This window comes from Burkholderia semiarida, from assembly GCF_029268935.1.
Taxonomy (GTDB): Bacteria; Pseudomonadota; Gammaproteobacteria; order Burkholderiales; family Burkholderiaceae; genus Burkholderia; species Burkholderia semiarida.
On record NZ_JAHLCL010000007.1, the window covers coordinates 939,563 to 957,757 of the forward strand.

Sequence of the window (18,195 nt, forward strand, 5' to 3'; positions counted from 1 at the left end):
AGTTTCCCGATTTAGAACGGGTCGCATGCATTTTGTGCGTGTTCCCGTGAAATTTTTTGGTTCGATGGCGCGCATGCAAGCGACCTGCGGCGGTGCCCCCGTCGCCGTCACCGCTTGCGCGCGACACAGATGACCGTCAGGCCGGCAACGCGATTGAAGCGGAACATCGGCAACTCGATGCGGCAGATCGTCTTGAGCAAGCCGTTGACGAACGGATGATGACGACGCAATTGCGACGCGGGCTCGCGCGGATGCGAACGTGCCCGCTCGCCGAGCCGCAGTGCGGCCGCGAGCGGAAACGTGAGGCCGAAATAATAGGCGCCGTGCTCGACGTCGAGCCCTGCACGCCGGACCACGTTCTCCAGCCCACCGAGCGTATACCTGCGCTTGTGCTCGAGGAAATCGTCGTGGCCGCTCCACAGGAACTGGAACGCGGGCACCGTGATCAGGAACCGGCTGCCCGAAGGCGCGCCCTGCACATACTGCGTCAGCAGTCCGACGTCGTCGTCCACATGTTCGAGCACGTCCATCAGCAACACGAGATCGGCATCGAATCGATCGACGGAGCGCCGAAAGTGAATGGGCTTGCCGGCCGCCTCGCCGTCGCTGTCGTCGGCATAGCTCGTATCGACACACCATGCTTCCGTCGCCTGCGTGCGTTCGAGCAGATGCTTCGAGAAAAACCCGGAGCCCGCCCCGACGTCGAGTATCCGGTTCGTGCCTGACGCGCCGAGGAACCGGCGAATCGCGCTCGCCTTCGACGCGTAGTACCAGTGATCGCCCACCCCCGCACCCAGTACGTCGACTTCCTTCAGGTCCATGGCGCTTCCCCGTGATGGCTGCCGTGTTGTGATGTCGAACCCGCCACTGATGCCGATCTTACCCCGCCGCCGTCGCCGATCGTATCCGTCGATGCCCGGGGCCGCGCCGCCTCTGCATCGGGCGAAACCCGTGCCGCCCAACGCGGGCCGCGAGTTTTCAGGATCGCTTCGAACGATAGCCACCGGCGGCCCGCACAAACCAAACGACCGTTTGATCCGGCCGTACCCCCGGCGCGAATCCGTTGTCTGGCCGCCCGCCGGCGCGGCGCGCCGGGGCGGCGGTTGTTTGGTGACGCCGCTCTAGCGCGCTATGACACACTGCACGGCATCGACGCTCTCGCCGGGCACTGGCGCGCCGCCGTCGATGAAGACAAGACATGGAGACAGACGATGCGGAATGCGGTCCGGCGCGGCCATCGCTCGCCTTTGGCAATTTTCGACTGGTTTTCCGGCCGGCGACGCACGGCCGCCCCGCGGTCGCACACGACATCCCGCCTGTTCGGCTGCGGCGCGCTGGTGCTCGCACTACTCTGCGCCGGCTGCGCGGAATCCGCCGCGCAGCGCGACAGCAACACATCCATCGCATCGACGAAGATCGAACGCGCCAAGGCCGAGCGCCTCGCGCGCGAACGGCAGCTCGCGCGCACCGTGCCGTCGCTCGCGTCGATCAGCCTCACGCAGCCGCGCCCGTTCACGCTGCGCGACTCGGGCCAGAACGGCGCGATGACGTTCCTGCGCGACGTCGATTTCCGCGTCGTCAACAATCTCGGCTTCTTCATCCACCAGTTGTCGGCCACGCTCGTGCCGACGCAAGCCGGCGCGCCGATCGTATTCGACGATCCGACCAGCTTCGAGATCGACGTGCACGAAGGCACGGTCACGCTCGACAACGCGAAGCTGACCGCCCTCTTCAACACCTACATCTTCGGCTATCGCAACGCGCCGCTGCGCAAGCTCGCGGTGTCGGCCGGCGACGGCGTGATCCATCTGCAAGGCGAGATGCGGCGCGACGGCTGGGTACCGTTCTCGCTGACCGGCACGCTCGCGGTCCGCAACGGCAGCCAGCTCGTGTTCCACCCGACCGGCGTACGCGTGTCGGGCCTCGACGCGCAGCCGGTGATGCGCGCGGCCAACGTGAAAATGGCCGACCTGTTGAAGGTGCAGACACCGATCGCGCAACTCGCCGGCGACGATCTCGTGATGGCCGTCGACAAGCTGATGCCGCCGCCGCGCCTGAAACTCACGATCACCGCCGTGCGCGTGACGCCGGCCGGCCTCGACCTGAAGCTCGACGACGGCACGCATGCCGGCTTCGCGATGCCCGCGAACGCGCCGCAGCAGGCGATGGTCATCCGCGGCGGCGACGTGAAATTCATGCGCTCGATGCCGATGAACGCAGACATCCTGATCGCGCCGGTCGACCCGTCGAAGCGCGACCAGACGTTCGTGTTCGACCTGTATCACTATCGCGACCAGGTATCGGCCGGCTACTTCAACTTCGACGAAAGCGGCGCGATGACGATCCGGATGCCTTCGTATACGGGCCCGGCCAGCGGCGCGGCGCTCGGCAACGCGGCCGCGCGCCTGAACGACAGTTTTCTCGCCGCGCAGCAGAATGCGCTGCGCGACGTGCGCCAGCACTGGGAAGCGTCCGCGCTCGCGGCGGACGCGACGCGGCCCGGCATGCAGAAGGTCGCGATGCGACGCACGTCGACGACGCCGTTCAACGAACGGTACGTGTCGAACCGCAACCCGACGATCCATCTGCGCAACGTCGATTTCAACCTGTCCGGTGACATCGGCTTTCATGTCGACGATCTCGACGTGGAACTCGTGTCGAAGCGCCCGGGCGAACCCGTCGATCTCGACGACCCGAACCAGTACGACATCCGCATTCTCGGCGGCACGGTCGTCGAGTCGTGGAAGGCGATGTCGGCGCTGTTCAACGACTACCTGCTCGACTATTCGCCGCGCTCGCTGAACGACCTGCAACTGAGCGCGGACGGCCAGGACCTGCGCGTCCAGGGCGGCATCAAGCTGTGGAATCACGTACCGGGTGTCTGGCTGCCGACCGACATGAAGGGCTCGCTGACGGTGCTCGACGACCGGCATCTCGCCTTCACGCCGTCGCAGGTGTCGGTGCTCGGCATCCCGCAGGCCACGCTGCTGCGCTCGCTCGGCATCGAGCTCGCATCGCTGACGCCGTTGCGGCGACGCGGCGCGGAACTGCGCGGCGACACGCTCGTGCTCGACCAGTACACCGTGTTCCCGCCGCCCGTGCTGAACGGCAAGCTGGCCCAGGCCACCGTCGAGCGCGATGGACTGCGTCTCACGTTCCGGCGCGCGGCGGGCGCGCCCGCGCCGAAGCGGCCGCAGATCGACGCGCCGAGCTACATGTGGATGGAAGGCGGCGACATGAAGATGTTCAACGTCCTCGAACTGAACGTGCGCGCGCTGATCCGGAATTCGGCCGAGGCCGGGCCGATGCGGTTCGACCTGTACGACTATCGCAGCCAGGTCGCGCAGGGCTCGGTGCGGATGCTGCCGGACGGCACGCTGGTCGTCGACATCGGACAGAAGAATCCGCTTGCGTCGCGCTGATCCGCAAGCAAGCACGGCCCGCATGAAAAAAGCCCGGTGGCAGATCGCCAACCGGGCTTTCCAATGCATCCTGCGCGGCGCGCACTCAGTCGTGTTTCAGTCCGTCGATCACGTCCAGCAACGCCTGCCGCAACGCGATGACGTCGACGTTTTCGCCGGGCTTGCCCGCCCCACGCGCATCGTTTGCCTGCGCGTCGGATTCGACCGGCTCCGCCGCGGCCCGCTCGCTGCCCGGCGAATCGAGCCGGTTGCGCGCGCCGTTGATCGTGAAGCCCTGCTCGTATAGCAACTCGCGAATCCGCCGGATCAGCAGCACCTCGTGATGCTGGTAATACCGCCGGTTGCCGCGCCGCTTCACCGGCCGCAACTGAGTGAATTCCTGTTCCCAGTAACGCAGCACATGTGGCTTGACCCCGCACAGCTCGCTGACTTCGCCGATCGTGAAGTAGCGCTTCGCGGGAATCGGAGGCAAAACGACTTTCTCAACCGTGGTGGTCATCGTCGGTTAACCGTCGGTAAGGGATGCGCGGGGCCGCGCAGGGGCGCCGGCGCGTGTTACTCCGCGCCGTTTTCGACCAGCGCCTTCAGTTTCTGGCTCGCGTGGAAGGTTACCACCCGGCGGGCCGCGATCGGAATCGCCTCGCCCGTCTTCGGATTGCGGCCCGGACGCTGCGGCTTGTCGCGCAACTGGAAATTGCCGAACCCCGACAGCTTGACGCTTTCACCGTTTTCGAGCGCGTCGCGGATCACTTCGAAAAACGCCTCGACCATGTCCTTCGCTTCACGCTTGTTCAGCCCGACGCTGTCGAACAACAGCTCCGCCAGTTCCGCCTTCGTCAGCGTCGGCGTCTCGGTGGACGCCGGCGCCGAAGCGTCGCGGTTCATCGCGCTGCGTTGCGCCGTCAGGAGGGCTTCGAATTCACTCGAGGTCATGTCGTTCATATCTGCCATACAGCGCGTTGAATCAAAACTTACGATGGAAAAAAGCCGCCCGCGAACGGGCGGGCCCTCTCCCTAGCCGCGCAGACGCGCACCGGCACGCGCCATCCGCTCGACCAGCGTCTGGATCGCCTGATCGACGACCTCGTCCTGCAGCGTGCCAGCCGCGTCCTGCAGCGTCACGCGGAAGGCAAGGCTCTTCTCGTTCGCGGCAAGGCCACCGGAAGTATTTGATTTTGCACGAAATTCGTCGAAGAGTACAACCTTCTGAACGAATCGGCAGGCGTCTTCCGCAAGCGCCTTCTTCATTTCGTCGAAAAGGGCCTGTACCTCGACCGCCTGATCGACGACAACGGCGATATCGCGACGGACCGGCGGGAATTTCGACACGTCGGTCGGCGCGGGCAGCGCACGTGCGATCAGCGCGTCCGCGTCGATCTCGAACATCACCGGCGCGTGCGGCAGCTCGTACTTCTGCATCAGACGCGGATGCAGTTCGCCGATCCAGCCGACCGCGCGGCCGTCGACCTCGATGCGTGCGCTGCGGCCCGGATGAAGGGCCGGATGCTCGGCCTTCACGAAGCGTGCCACCGCCGGCGCGAGCAGCGCTTCGAGATCGCCCTTCACGTCGAAGAAATCGACCGCGCGGGTCGCCACGCCCCACTGCTCGTCGAGTGCCGGACCGTACGCAAGCGCACCGACGCGCTTCGGCTGCGCATGACCCTCGACCGCCAGCTCGCCGGCCTTCACCGACGGATCGGCGACGAACACGCGGCCCGACTCGAACACGCGCACGCGATCGGCGCGCCGGTTCAGGTTGTGGCGCAGCACGGCGATCAGGCTGCCGAACAGCGTCGTGCGCATCACCGAAAGCTGGCTCGCGATCGGATTCAGCAGACGAATCGGGTTGTCGTTGCCCGCGAAATCGCGCTCCCACTCCGCATCGACGAAGCTGAAGTTGACGGTTTCCGCGTAGTCGCGCGCGGCCAGCGCGTGACGGATGTCGTGGATCGAACGCCGCGTCTCGTGGGTCGCGCGCATTTCGCTCGTCGCGACCGGCGGCCGCGCGGGGATCTTCTCGAAGCCGTAGATGCGCGCCACTTCCTCGATCAGGTCTTCCTCGATCTCGATGTCGAAGCGGTGCGACGGCGGCGTGACGAGGAACGCGTCGTCTTCACGCTCGAACGGCAGGCCGAGGCGCGTGAAGATGTTCGCGATCTCGTCGGCGCCGATCTTCACGCCGATGATGCGATTCGCGCGCGACACGCGCATCTTCACCGGCGCGCGCTGCGGCAGGTTCACCGCCTGATCGTCGACCGGGCCGGCCTTGCCGCCGCAGATCTCGAGGATCAGTTGCGTGATGCGCTCGACGTGTTCGACGGTCGTCGCGTAATCGACGCCGCGCTCGAAGCGATGGGCCGCATCGGTCGAGAAGTTGTACTTGCGCGCGCGGCCGCGGATGCTGTCCGGCCACCAGAACGCGGCTTCCAGGTAGATGTTGGTCGTATCGAGCGTGACGGCCGTGCTGTCGCCGCCCATGATGCCGGCCAGGCTTTCGACCTGACGGTCGTCCGCAATCACGCCGACCGTTTCGTCGAGTTCGACCGTGTTGCCGTTGAGCAGCTTCAGCGATTCGCCGCGCTTGCCCCAGCGAACCTCGATGCCGCCGTGGATCTTGTCGAGATCGAACACGTGCGACGGGCGGCCGAGCTCGAACATCACGTAGTTCGAAATGTCGACGAGCGCGGACACGCTGCGCTGGCCCGAACGCTCGAGGCGCTCCACCATCCACTGCGGCGTCTTCGCGCGCGCGTTCACGCCGCGGATCACGCGGCCCGAAAAACGGCCGCACAGATCCGGCGCGGCGATGCGCACCGGCAGCGTTTCGTCGAGCTCGACGTTCACCTGGCGGATGTCGACCGGCGTCAGCGGCGCGCCGGTGATCGCGGCCGTCTCGCGCGCGATGCCGAATACCGACAGGCAGTCGGCCTTGTTCGGCGTCAGCTTGATTTCGAAGATCGTGTCGTCGAGATTGAGGGTCTCGCGGATGTCCTGGCCGATCGGCGTGTCTTCCGGCAGGATCAGCAGCCCGCTGTGGTCTTCCGACAGCTTCAGCTCGCGCGCCGAGCACAGCATCCCCTGGCTCTCCACGCCGCGCAGCTTCGACAGCTTGATCGCGAACGGCTTGCCGCCCTCTTCCGCCGGCGGCAGTTCCGCGCCCACCAGCGCGACCGGCACCTTGATGCCGGGCGCCACGTTCGGCGCGCCGCAGACGATGTTCAGCGTCGCGCCGGTGCCGGCGTCGACCTGGCAGACATTGAGCTTGTCCGCATCCGGATGCTTGACGACTTCGAGCACGCAGCCGACGACGATCTTCGACGTCGGCGGCGCCGCCTTGCTCAGCGATTCGACTTCGAGCCCCGCCATCGTCAGCGCGTGCGACAGCTCGTCGGTCGTCAGCTGCGGGTCGACAAAGGTTCTCAACCAGGATTCAGGGAATTGCATGGATGTCTACGTTCGAAACAGGTTAGATCGGCGCCCGGGCCCCTTCGGAAACGTCCGGCGGGGGCATGCACGGGCACATGTCGGCGCGGCGAGCAGCGTTACGCGAACTGGCGCAGGAAACGCAGATCGTTCTCGAAGAACAGCCGCAGATCCTGCACGCCGTAGCGCAGCATCGTCAGGCGCTCGAGACCGCTGCCGAACGCGAAACCGATGTAGCGCTCGGGGTCGAGGCCCATGTTGCGGATCACGGTCGGATGCACCTGGCCCGAGCCGGAAATTTCGAGCCACTTGCCGGCGTTCTTGCCTTGCTCGAACATCATGTCGATCTCGGCCGACGGTTCCGTGAACGGGAAATACGACGGACGGAAGCGCACGAGGATGTCGTCGCGCTCGAAGAATTTTTTCAGGAAGTCGGTATAGACGCCCTTGAGATCGGCGAAGCTGATGTTTTCGTCGATCCACAGCCCCTCGACCTGATTGAACATCGGCGAGTGGGTCGCATCGCTGTCGACGCGATACGTGCGGCCCGGCGCGATCACCTTGATCGGCGGACGGCTCATGCGCGCATAACGCACCTGCATCGGGCTCGTGTGCGTGCGCAGCAGCAGCTGGCGGCCGTCGGCATCCTTGCCTTCGACGTAGAAGGTGTCCTGCATCGAACGCGCCGGATGGTTCTCCGGGCTGTTCAGCGCCGTGAAGTTGTACCAGTCGGTCTCGATTTCGGGGCCGTCGGCCACGTCGAAACCGATCGAGCCGAAAATCCGTTCGACCCGCTCCCACGTGCGCATCACCGGGTGCAGGCTGCCTGTGCCGGCGCCGCGGCCCGGCAGCGTCACGTCGATCGCTTCGGCGGTGAGGCGCTGATTCATCAGCGCGTCGGCCAGTGCCTGGCGACGGGCGGTGAGCGCGGCTTCAACCTGCTGCTTCGCGACGTTGATGCGTGCGCCTTCGGTCTTGCGTGCTTCGGGATCGAGCTTGCCGAGGCCCTTGAGCAACTCGGTCAGCGCACCCGATTTACCGAGAAATCGAGCTTTCTCGTTTTCGAGCGTGGTGATGTCGGCAGCCTGTTCGAAGGACTGCTGCGCGTCGGCGACAATCTGGTCCAGATCCATAGATCCCATCATTTCCAACGTCATTCGGTCTTGGCGAGAAAATCTACCCACCAAACAAAAAAGGGGCTCGGAAGAGCCCCGTTTTCGCTGCAGCGGCCGAGACTACCGGAACCTCGCTGCAACTAACCACGCAGTGCTAATTTCGCAATTAGGCTGCAACGGCGGCTTTCACCTGCTTGACGATCGCAGCAAAAGCAGCCTTGTCGAACACCGCCATGTCGGCCAGCACCTTACGGTCGAGTTCGATCGACGCCTTCTTCAGGCCGTTGATGAACACGCTGTAGGTCATGTCGTGCTGGCGAACTGCCGCGTTGATACGCGTGATCCACAGTGCGCGGAACACACGCTTCTTGTTGCGGCGATCGCGGTACGCGTACTGACCAGCGCGCATCACCGCCTGCTTGGCGATGCGGTAGACGTTATTGCGACGGCCGCGATAACCCTTGGCCAGGTTGATGATCTTCTTGTGGCGGGCCCGTGCGGTTACCCCACGTTTGACTCGAGGCATGTTTCTCTCCTTGGAGTATCAGTTGAGGGGTTACGCGAACGGGAGCATCGCGCGGACGGAGTTCAGATCGGAATCGTGAACTGCCGTTGCGCCGCGCAGATGGCGCTTGTTCTTCGTGGTTTTCTTGGTCAGGATGTGGCGCTTGAAGGCTTGACCGCGCTTGACGGTACCGCCCGGACGCACCACGAAGCGCTTTGCAGCGCTCTTCTTGGTCTTCATCTTAGGCATGACGAACAACTCCAGTTTATTAGATGGCGATGGGTGTGCGGTTGGCTTGCGCCCTTGACCCGCCCTTCGAAACCCAGTCCACTTGTGTACGGCGAACCGCTTGCGCAGCCGCCGTCGTTGCTGGCGCGCCGCCCTGACCGGGCAACGCGCCGAACCACTGTCGAACCTGCGCGCGATGCGCGCGGGCCCGTTACTTCTTTTTCTTCGGCGAGAGCACCATGATCATCTGGCGCCCTTCCATCTTCGGCATCTGCTCGACCTGGCCGACTTCGTCGAGATCCGTGCGCAGACGCTCGAGCATCCGCATACCGATTTCCTGGTGAGCCATTTCGCGGCCGCGGAAACGCAACGTGATCTTCGTCTTGTCGCCCTCTTCGAGGAAGCGCACGAGATTGCGGAGCTTGACGTTGTAATCCCCGTCATCGGTACCCGGACGGAACTTGACTTCCTTGACCTGGATGACCTTCTGCTTCAGCTTCGCTTCGTGCTGCTTCTTCGATTCCTGGTACTTGAACTTGCCGTAATCCATCAGACGGCAAACCGGCGGCACCGCTTGCGGCGCGATTTCCACCAGGTCAACATCCAGTTCTTCCGATTTACGGAAAGCGTCAGCGAGTTTTACGATACCGAGCGGTTCATTCTCGATCCCGACCAGGCGCACTTCCGGCGCAGTGATTTCACCGTTGATGCGGTGCGACGACTTATCAGTAGCGATGTTACGTTTCCTCTAAAAATTAAAAAAACGAGCCGCGCTGCCAGGGCGGTTACTTGAACGAGCGCAGGTCTTCCTGCAGACGCTCAACGAAGGCTTCGACCGGCATAACGCCAAGGTCGACGCCGCCACGGGCACGCACGGCTACCGTTTGCGCATCACGCTCCTTATCGCCCACGACGAGGAGATAAGGCACCTTTTCCAGCGTGTGCTCGCGTATTTTATAGCTAATCTTCTCGTTGCGCAAATCGGCCGCCACTCTAACCCCTTGTTTTTGCAACGATTGGGCCAGAGACTGCGCATATTCGGCCTGACTTTCGGCGATATTGAGCACAATTGCCTGGTACGGCGCGAGCCAAACCGGCATTGCACCAGCATGGTGCTCGATCAAAATGCCAAGGAAACGCTCCATCGAACCGACGATCGCACGGTGCAGCATCACCGGCCGGCGGCGGCTGTTGTCTTCCGCCACGTACTCGGCGCCCAGGCGCTCCGGCAGCACCATGTCGAGCTGCAGCGTGCCGCACTGCCACGAACGGCCGAGCGCATCCTTGATGTGGTACTCGATCTTCGGGCCGTAGAACGCACCCTCGCCCGGCAACTCTTCCCACGTGAGGCCACAGGCGGTCAGTGCATCGCGCAGACCCTGCTCGGCGCGATCCCACGTCTCGTCCGTGCCCGCACGCTGATCGGGGCGCAGCGACAGCTTGATGTCGATGTGATCGAAACCGAAATCCTTGTACACGCTCATGGCCAGCGTGTTGAACGCGATCGATTCCGAGATGAACTGGTCTTCCGTGCAGAAGATGTGCGCATCGTCCTGCACGAAGCCGCGCACGCGCATCAGGCCGTGCAGCGCACCCGACGCCTCGTTGCGGTGGCACGAGCCGAATTCCGCGTAGCGCAGCGGGAGATCGCGGTACGAGCGCAGGCCGTGCTTGAACACCTGGACGTGGCCCGGGCAGTTCATCGGCTTGATCGCGTAGTCGCGCTTCTCCGACTCCGTCGTGAACATGTTCTCGCGATAGTTCTGCCAGTGGCCCGACGCTTCCCACAGCGAGCGGTCCATGATCATCGGCGTCTTGATCTCGAGATAGCCGGCTTCGTTGACGCGGCGGCGCATGTACTGCTCGACCTGCTGCCACAGCGCCCAGCCCTTCGGATGCCAGAACACCATGCCCGGCGACTCTTCCTGCATGTGGAACAGGTCGAGCTGCTTGCCCAGCTTGCGGTGGTCGCGCTTTTCCGCTTCCTCGAGCATGTGCAGGTACTGGTCCTGGTCTTCCTTCTTCGTCCAGGCCGTGCCGTAGATCCGCTGCAGCTGCTCGTTCTTCGAATCGCCGCGCCAGTACGCGCCGGCGACCTTCATCAGCTTGAAGACCTTCAGCTTGCCGGTGGACGGCACGTGCGGGCCGCGACACAGATCGGTGAAGCCGCCGTGCGAGTACAGCTTGATTTCGTCGCTTTGCGGAATCGACTCGATGATCTCGGCCTTGTACTTCTCGCCGATGCTGCGGAAGTAACCGGCGGCCTCGTCGCGCGACACGACACGGCGCGTGACCGGCTCGTCCTTCTTCGCGAGTTCCTGCATGCGCTTTTCGATCTTTTCCAGATCTTCCGGCGTAAACGGGCGGTTGTACGAGAAGTCGTAATAGAAACCGTTGTCGATCACCGGGCCGATCGTCACCTGCGCGTCCGGATACAGTTCCTTCACCGCATACGCGAGCAAGTGGGCGGTCGAATGGCGGATGATGTCGAGGCCGTCGGCATCCTTGTCGGTGACGATCGCGAGCGACGCGTCGCGGTCGATTACCGTCGACGTGTCCACCAGCTCGCCATCGAGCTTGCCACCAAGCGCAGCCTTCGCAAGACCGGGACCGATCGAGGCCGCAACCTCGGCGACTGTCACCGGATGCTCGTATTGTCGAACTGAGCCGTCAGGCAAGCGTATCGAAACCATAGCACTCTCCGTGATGCCGACAGTGGGCGGCAGACCAGGTACGCGAGATCGAACTCACGCATGAAAATTTCGCGACAAAAAAAATGCGGCCCCGCTTTCGAGGGGCCGCATTCGATACTTCACTCAAACTGAAAGGGCGAAAACGTTCCTCGACTAGCGTCGCTCCGAAGTGGTTTCGGTCAACGTTCGCGGTGTCATAACCGTATTCGCCTTGTTCGCGTTGAGTTGTGTACTGCTTCGAACACCCGGAGGCCGGGCATTCTCAATTCGTTGGTAGGCTCGATTGGACTCGAACCAACGACCCCCACCATGTCAAGGTGGTGCTCTAACCAGCTGAGCTACGAGCCTAGAGAAGCTAAGATTATATGGGGCGGCGGCCGGCTTGGCAAGTGTTTTATGCGGCCGCAGCAAAATGACGCCGTTCCAACCCCATTACGACTTCCGCCCCGCCCGCACGACGCCCTGCACCTCGCCGAGCAGCGTGCACGCGCGCTGCACCTGCGCCGAATTCGATACCTCGACCGTGAACTGCATGAACGCCGCATTGCGGCGGCTCTGGGTCTTCACGCCCACGACGTTGATCTTTTCGCGCGCGAACACTTCGGAGATATCGCGCAGCAACCCTTGCCGGTCGCTCGCCTCGATCATCAGGTCGACCGGATAGACGGACGCGCCGCGCCCGCCCAGCACGTCGGCCGACCAGGTCGTCTGCAGCACGCGCTCCGGCGCGCGTTCGACCATCCGGCGAAACGTCGGGCAGTCGGTGCGGTGGATCGACATCCCCTTGCCGCGCGTGACGAAACCGCTGATCGGATCGGGCGGCGCCGGACGGCAGCAGCGCGCCAGTTGCGTCAGCAGCGCGTCGACGCCCACCACCAGCACGCCGGTCGACGCGCCGTGCGCGACGCTCGCACCGCTGCTGCGCTTCTCGAAATCGGCCGGCGCCTCGGGCGCCGGTTCCGGCGGCGGCGCATCGGACAGCGCGTGCTCGACGTTGCGCAGGCTGAACTCTTCCTTGCCGACGACCGAGAACAGTTCCTCGGGCGACTTGAAGCCGAGCTTCGCGGCGAGGTTGTCCAGGTTGACCGACGTCTTGCCCTCGCGCTGCAGCGTCTTTTCGACGAGCGCGCGGCCGTGCGCGACGTTTTCTTCCTGCTCGATCGAGTTGAACCACGCACGCACCTTCTGTCGCGCGCGCGAGCTCTTCAGGTAACCGAGCTGCAGGTTCAGCCAGTCGCGCGACGGCCCGCCTTCCTTCACCGCGACGATCTCGACCGTCTGGCCGTTGGCGAGCGGCGTGTTCAGCGGCACCATCGCCCCGTCGACGCGCGCGCCACGGCAGCGATGGCCGAGCTCGCTGTGCAGGTGGTACGCGAAATCGACCGGCGTCGCGCCCTGCGGCAGCGCGATCACGCGCGCCTGCGGCGTCAGCACGTAGATGTGGTCGTCGTCGAGCGACGTCTCGCGCAATTGCGCCCACGCCTGGTCGCCCGACACTTCGGCGCCGTCCTCGACGTCGTCCTTCCATGCGAGCAACTGGCGCAGCCACGCGATCTTCTCGTCGTACTTGTCGCTCGCCGAGAACTGGCCGCCATAGCCGCGCGCGCCGGCCTCCTTGTAGCGCCAGTGCGCGGCGACGCCGTACTCCGCGAAACGATGCATCTCCTGCGTGCGGATCTGCACTTCGAACGCGCGGCCGTCGTCGCCGATCACGACCGTATGCAGCGACTTGTAGCCGTTCGGCTTCGGCCGCGAGATGTAGTCGTCGAACTCCTTCGGCACCGGCTGCCACAGGTGATGCACGATGCCGAGCACCGCGTAGCAATCCTTGATGTCGGGCACGATCACGCGAAACGCGCGCACGTCGTACAGCTCGGAGAAATCGAGCTCCTTGCCGCGCATCTTGCGCCAGATGCTGTAGATATGCTTCGGCCGGCCGCTCACGTCGGCCTGGATGTGCGCCTGCGCGAGCTCGTGCTGCAGCCGCGCGATCGCCTGCGTGACGTACGCCTCGCGCTCGATGCGCTTTTCGTCGAGCAGCTTCGCGATCCGCTTGTAGGTGACGGGATCCTCGAAGCGGAACGCGAGATCCTCGAGTTCCCACTTCAGTTGCCAGATACCGAGACGGTTCGCGAGCGGCGCATAGATCTCGAGCGTCTCGCGCGCGACGTCGGGCGGCGGATCGAGCTTCGCGGCCGCGTAGTAGCGCAGCGACTGCAACCGCGACGCGAGCCGGATCAGCACCACGCGGATGTCCTGCGCGAAGGCGAGCAGCATCTTGCGCAGCGCCTCGATCTGCGTGCGCCGCTCCTCCGCCGCGTCGCGCCCGGCGTCGGGCTTCGCGTTCTGCGCGGCGCGCAGGCTGACGGTACCGAGCCGCAACAGCTTGCGCACGTCGGCCACGAGCCGCGCGACCTCGTCGCCGAAACGCTCGGTCAGCTCGCGCTCGGGGTCGCTCAGGTGCGGCGTCAGCACGAACAGCGCGGCGGCCTGCATCGCGTGCGGATCGACGTTCAGCGTGCGCATGATCGCCGCCGTGCCCGCCGAGTGATCGGCGAGCAGCTCGCCCGACGACAGGCGCGCGTCGCCGGCCCGCTCGCGCACGAACGCGAGCACGTCGTCGAACGACGGCGCCGCGACGGGAGAAGCGGAAACGGATTCGGTCATGGCACGGCCTGCCGGAATACGGTCATCGTCGGATAACGCTCAGCTCCGCTGCGCGGCGACGACCACGATCTCGACGAGCAGCGCCGGATCGGCGAGCTTCGCCTCGACGGTCGCGCGCGGCGGCGTGTTGCCCGGTGCGACCCATGCGTCCCACTCCGCATTCATGCCTTCGAAGTTCGCGAGATCCGAGATGTAGATCTGCACCGACAGCAGATGCGCCTTGTCGCTGTTCGCTTCGGCGAGCAGGCGATCGATGTGGCCGAGCACTTCGCGCGTCTGGCCGCGGATGTCCTGCGTGGTGTCTTCGGCGATCTGGCCGGCCAGATACACGGTACCGTTGTGGATCGCGGTTTCGGAGAGACGGGCCCCGACGTGGTGACGAATGACTGCCATGAAATGTTCCGGTCGTGATGGGTAAGGAATCGGGCGGCGGCACGGCCCACGTGCCGCCGAACCGCATATTATGACGCGTTTATGCGTCGCCTTCGACGAAAAACCGCCGCGCGAGCGCAATCTGGTCGGCGCTGACGAACGCCGGCGCGTGGCCCGCGCCCGGAATCTCGACCTGCGTCACATGCCGGCCGCGACGCACCATTTCATCCGCCGTCTCGCGCGACAGCAGGTCGGACGTCTCACCGCGCACGACGAGCAGCGTCGCGTCCGTCGTCTCGATCGCGCGCCACAGCGCGGCCTCGCCGAGCGCGGCCAGCTCGGGTGTCGTCGCCTTGAACGGCTCGGCGATGCGCGGGTCGTAGCGCATCGTCCAGCCGCCTTCGGGCAATTCGTGCAGCAGCGGCCCGTTGATCTCGCGCCACTCGTCGGCGCTCAGCGCACCGAACGGCAGCGACAGCGACGTCAGATAGTCGATTCCCTCCTGCTCGGTCGCAAAGCGCGGCTGCACGCCGAGGTACTCGCCGATGCGCGTCAGCGAATCGGGCTCGATGCGCGGGCCGACGTCGTTGACGATCATCCGGCGCAGCGGCGAACCCGGCAGCCCGGCGAGCGCCATGCCGATCAGCCCGCCCATCGACGTGCCGAACCAGTCGACCGATTCGACGTCGAGCCGTGCAATCAGCGTCACCATGTCGGCCACGTACTGCGGAATCGCATAGAGCCGCGGATCGGCCAGCCGATCGGACCGGCCACGCCCGGCGACGTCGGGGCAGACGACGCGATACGTATCCGACAGCGCAGCGGCAAGCCGGTCGAAATCGCGCCCGGACCGCGTCAGGCCGTGCACGCAGACGAGCACGCGCGGATTCGCGGGATCGCCCCACTCGGTATAGGCGACATGGTGAAGGCCGGCCGCGCTCGCGCACTGCACGCGCCGCTGGCGGGGAACCGCGGGATTCGCTGGGGTCGTTGGCATCGTTGGCATCCTGTCGAACGGGGGCGACGCGCAGGGCAACGCTTGCGGCGCCCGATGCAAACGATTGTAAACCGCTTCGGAATCACGAGGCGCCACGCGCCCGGCTCACCGCCCGGGACGGGTTCAAGCGTCGCGGCGCCACGCGTGGCGCAACTGCTCGCGCAGGAAATCGACGAACGTCCGCACGCGCAACGGAACATGGCGGCCGCCGGGATAGACGGCATGCAGCGGCGCCGCGGGCGCCTCGAAGGCCGGCAGCACGCGCACGAGCCGGCCGGCATCGAGATCGGCGCCGACGTCCCAGATCGACTTCAACGCAATGCCCGCGCCTTCGAGCGCCAGCGTGCGCGCCGCGCCGCCGTCGTTCGTCAGCAGCGCGGCCGTGACCTCGACCGCCACGCCGCCTTGCGCGCCGTCGAACCGCCATTCGGCACGCGGCTGGTCGCCCATCACGATGCATCGGTGCGCGCGGAGCTCGGCCGGATGAGCCGGCCGCCCGTGCGCCGCGAGATAGCCCGGTGACGCGCACAGCACGCGATGATTCGGCGCCAGCTCGCGCGCGATCATCGTCGAATCGGCAAGATTGCCGATTCGCACGGCGACGTCGATGTCGGCTGCGAGCAGATCGACGACCGCATCGGTCAGCACCAGCTGCACGGTCAATTGCGGATGTCGCTGCTGAAAGGCCGCCACGAGCGGCGCGATGCGCAGGCGGCCGAGCTCGCCGGGCGCCGTCACGCGCAGCACGCCGCTGACCGTGCCGCGACGATCGCGCATCAGCGTTTCGGCATGCTCGACCTCGGCCAGGATGCGCAGCACCTGCGCGTGAAACTGCGCGCCGTCGTCGGTGAGCGTTTGCTGCCGCGTCGTCCGGTGCAGCAGGCGCACGCCGAGCCGCGACTCGAGATGCGCGAGCCGCTTGCTGACGACGGACAACGACAGGTCGAGCTCGCGCGCCGCCGCCGACAGGCTGCCGGCCGACACGATCCGCGCGAAGGTATCGAGCGCCGGGAAATCGTCGATGAGCGTCATGGTGCCAGCCTCGCTTCAATCTTTCCTTTTTTCGAAGAATCCATTCGCCTTTTGCCCGTATTTGCATGTAGAACGGAAACCTACCATACCTGTTCCGCGTCGTCGCATGACGCTCTTCACAGGACCCTCGAAATCATGTCGATCCGCCTTCGTTCGGCCGCCCGCCCCGTCGCGCACGCATTCGCGGCAGCCGCTTGCGTCGTGGCACTCTGGCCCGCCGCGTCCCAGGCCGCCGATCTCGTCTCGCCGCACAGCCTGACCGTCGCGGCAGGCTTGCCGGCCGCGCAGGCTCGCGCGCAAATCCTGGCCGCGCGCCGCTACGGCAGCTTCTGGGATACCGGCGACCCCGCCCTCGCCCGCGCGGCGCTCGCCGACGACTTCACCGACCAAACCCTGCCGCCCGGCCGCGAACAAGGCATAGCGGGGCCGATCGCGGCCTCCGGCACGATGCGCGGCGCGATCCCGGACCTGCGCTGCGACATCGAACAGATGATCGTGGCTGGCGACCGGGTCGTCGTGCACCTGCATTTCCGCGGGCATTTCACCGGCGCATTCAACGGAACGGCCGGGCGCGGACAGGCAATCGACTTCATCGCGACCGATATCTACCGGATCGATCACGGCCGGATCGCGGAAAACTGGCACATCGAGGACAACCTGACGCTGATGCGTCAGCTCGGGCTCGTCGGCTGACGGAGAGGACGATGACTCACGATAACGACACGCCCGCGACACCCCTGCCGCGCCGCACGTTCCTGGCCCAGGCCGGCGCCGGGCTCGCTGCCGGCGTCGCGCTGGCCGCAGGCACGCCCCTGCCTGCCACCGCCGCGCCGACGCCGGCGCCCGCGGCGCCGGGCGCTACGCCGTTCTGGCCCGACGGCGCGCGGCTCGTGATCTCGATCTCGATGCAGTTCGAGGCGGGCGGACAACCGTCGACCGGCGCGGACAGCCCGTTTCCGGCCGTCGCGTTTCCGCCGTCGGTGCCGATCGATCTCGCGTCGGCCACCTGGTTCGCGTATGGCTACCGGGAAGGCATTCCGCGCCTGCTCGACCTGTGGGATCGACACGGCGTGAAAGTGACGTCGCACATGATCGGGGAAGCCGCGCGCCGGCACCCCGAACTGGCGCGCGAGATCGTGTCGCGCGGCCACGAAGCCGCCGCGCACGGCCCGACGTGGCGCGCGCAATTCGCGATGAACCGCGACGACGAGCGCCGCTTCCTGACCGAAGCGCGCGACATGGTCGAAGCGGTGACCGGCCAGCGCCCGACCGGCTACAACTGCAACTGGCTGCGGCGCGGGCCGCATACGTTGTCGCTGCTGCAGGAACTCGGCTACGTGTATCACATCGACGACGTCAGTCGCGACGAACCGTTCATCGAGACCGTCGATGGTCGCGATTTCGCGGTGGTTCCGTACACGCTGCGCAACAACGACATCCTGCTGATCGAAGGCCGCAACTACTCGCCGACGATGTTCGTCGAGCAAATCAAGCTCGATTTCGACCAGTTGTACGCGGAAGCCGGCCACAGGCGGCGGCTGATGTCGATCAGTGCGCACGACCGGATCAGCGGCACGCCGCAGATGGTCCGTGCGTGGGACGACTTCCTGCACTACGCGCGATCACACCCGGGTGTCGCTTTCATGCGCAAGGACGACATTGCGCGCTTCGCGCTGCATAGCCCGTCGACGCTGCGCGAAACCGAAACGATCTGACCGGATGCCGTTCAACTCATCACCCA

Annotated in this window: 16 protein-coding genes and 1 tRNA gene; 3 read left to right on the forward strand and 14 right to left on the reverse strand. The window is 65.5% G+C overall.

Annotation, left to right across the window (positions count from 1 at the left end; all coding sequences use genetic code 11):
- Positions 1–107: 107 nt before the first annotated feature.
- The gene (locus KPB06_RS17285) at positions 108–821 is read right to left on the reverse strand and encodes a class I SAM-dependent methyltransferase (protein WP_059575793.1); all 714 of its coding nucleotides are present in this window, start codon (positions 819–821) and stop codon (positions 108–110) included.
- Between the two features lie 390 nt (positions 822–1,211).
- On the opposite strand from KPB06_RS17285, the gene KPB06_RS17290 reads away from it, so the two are divergent.
- A complete protein-coding gene (locus KPB06_RS17290; RefSeq protein ID WP_275906180.1) occupies positions 1,212–3,422 on the forward strand; it encodes a hypothetical protein in 2,211 nt (736 codons plus the stop codon).
- An 85-nt stretch (positions 3,423–3,507) separates the two neighbouring features.
- Here the strand turns inward: KPB06_RS17290 and KPB06_RS17295 are convergent, their stop codons facing one another.
- From KPB06_RS17295 to KPB06_RS17355, 13 genes are all read right to left on the reverse strand, one after another.
- The gene (locus tag KPB06_RS17295; protein ID WP_059638816.1) at positions 3,508–3,921 is read right to left on the reverse strand and encodes a MerR family transcriptional regulator; all 414 of its coding nucleotides are present in this window, start codon (positions 3,919–3,921) and stop codon (positions 3,508–3,510) included.
- 56 nt (positions 3,922–3,977) lie between these two features.
- Entirely contained in the window at positions 3,978–4,364 is a 387-nt protein-coding gene (locus KPB06_RS17300; RefSeq protein ID WP_006486093.1) for an integration host factor subunit alpha, read from the reverse strand.
- 72 nt (positions 4,365–4,436) lie between these two features.
- The gene (pheT, locus tag KPB06_RS17305; protein WP_059575800.1) at positions 4,437–6,866 is read right to left on the reverse strand and encodes a phenylalanine--tRNA ligase subunit beta; all 2,430 of its coding nucleotides are present in this window, start codon (positions 6,864–6,866) and stop codon (positions 4,437–4,439) included.
- A gap of 98 nt (positions 6,867–6,964) precedes the next feature.
- Positions 6,965–7,978, reverse strand: coding sequence for a phenylalanine--tRNA ligase subunit alpha (gene pheS, locus KPB06_RS17310; protein WP_275906306.1), 1,014 nt, complete (start codon positions 7,976–7,978; stop codon positions 6,965–6,967).
- A gap of 148 nt (positions 7,979–8,126) precedes the next feature.
- Positions 8,127–8,486: a 50S ribosomal protein L20 gene (gene rplT / locus KPB06_RS17315; protein WP_004192938.1), complete on the reverse strand. Its 360-nt coding sequence runs from the start codon at positions 8,484–8,486 to the stop codon at positions 8,127–8,129.
- 30 nt (positions 8,487–8,516) lie between these two features.
- Positions 8,517–8,714 (reverse strand): 50S ribosomal protein L35, encoded by a 198-nt coding sequence (gene rpmI, locus KPB06_RS17320; protein WP_004191477.1) that lies wholly within the window; start codon positions 8,712–8,714, stop codon positions 8,517–8,519.
- Between the two features lie 190 nt (positions 8,715–8,904).
- Positions 8,905–9,429: a translation initiation factor IF-3 gene (infC, locus tag KPB06_RS17325; RefSeq protein WP_081066449.1), complete on the reverse strand. Its 525-nt coding sequence runs from the start codon at positions 9,427–9,429 to the stop codon at positions 8,905–8,907.
- Positions 9,430–9,478: 49 nt separating this feature from the next.
- Positions 9,479–11,386 (reverse strand): threonine--tRNA ligase, encoded by a 1,908-nt coding sequence (gene thrS / locus KPB06_RS17330; RefSeq protein ID WP_006486105.1) that lies wholly within the window; start codon positions 11,384–11,386, stop codon positions 9,479–9,481.
- Positions 11,387–11,657: 271 nt separating this feature from the next.
- Positions 11,658–11,734 (reverse strand) — tRNA-Val (locus KPB06_RS17335).
- 84 nt (positions 11,735–11,818) lie between these two features.
- Positions 11,819–14,053 carry a RelA/SpoT family protein gene (locus tag KPB06_RS17340; RefSeq protein ID WP_104012259.1) on the reverse strand — a complete coding sequence of 745 codons (2,235 nt, stop codon included), beginning with the start codon at positions 14,051–14,053 and terminating at the stop codon, positions 11,819–11,821.
- Positions 14,054–14,092: 39 nt separating this feature from the next.
- On the reverse strand, positions 14,093–14,446 hold the full coding sequence (locus KPB06_RS17345) for a RidA family protein (RefSeq protein ID WP_006486103.1): 354 nt from the start codon (positions 14,444–14,446) through the stop codon (positions 14,093–14,095).
- Between the two features lie 79 nt (positions 14,447–14,525).
- On the reverse strand, positions 14,526–15,422 hold the full coding sequence (locus KPB06_RS17350) for an alpha/beta fold hydrolase (protein WP_059575808.1): 897 nt from the start codon (positions 15,420–15,422) through the stop codon (positions 14,526–14,528).
- Positions 15,423–15,545: 123 nt separating this feature from the next.
- Complete coding sequence (locus tag KPB06_RS17355) at positions 15,546–16,454, reverse strand: LysR family transcriptional regulator (RefSeq protein ID WP_059575810.1); 909 nt, start codon at positions 16,452–16,454, stop codon at positions 15,546–15,548.
- Between the two features lie 135 nt (positions 16,455–16,589).
- On the opposite strand from KPB06_RS17355, the gene KPB06_RS17360 reads away from it, so the two are divergent.
- Positions 16,590–17,147: an ester cyclase gene (locus KPB06_RS17360; RefSeq protein ID WP_059575812.1), complete on the forward strand. Its 558-nt coding sequence runs from the start codon at positions 16,590–16,592 to the stop codon at positions 17,145–17,147.
- 11 nt (positions 17,148–17,158) lie between these two features.
- A complete protein-coding gene (locus tag KPB06_RS17365; RefSeq protein WP_059575814.1) occupies positions 17,159–18,169 on the forward strand; it encodes a polysaccharide deacetylase family protein in 1,011 nt (336 codons plus the stop codon).
- Positions 18,170–18,195: the final 26 nt, after the last annotated feature.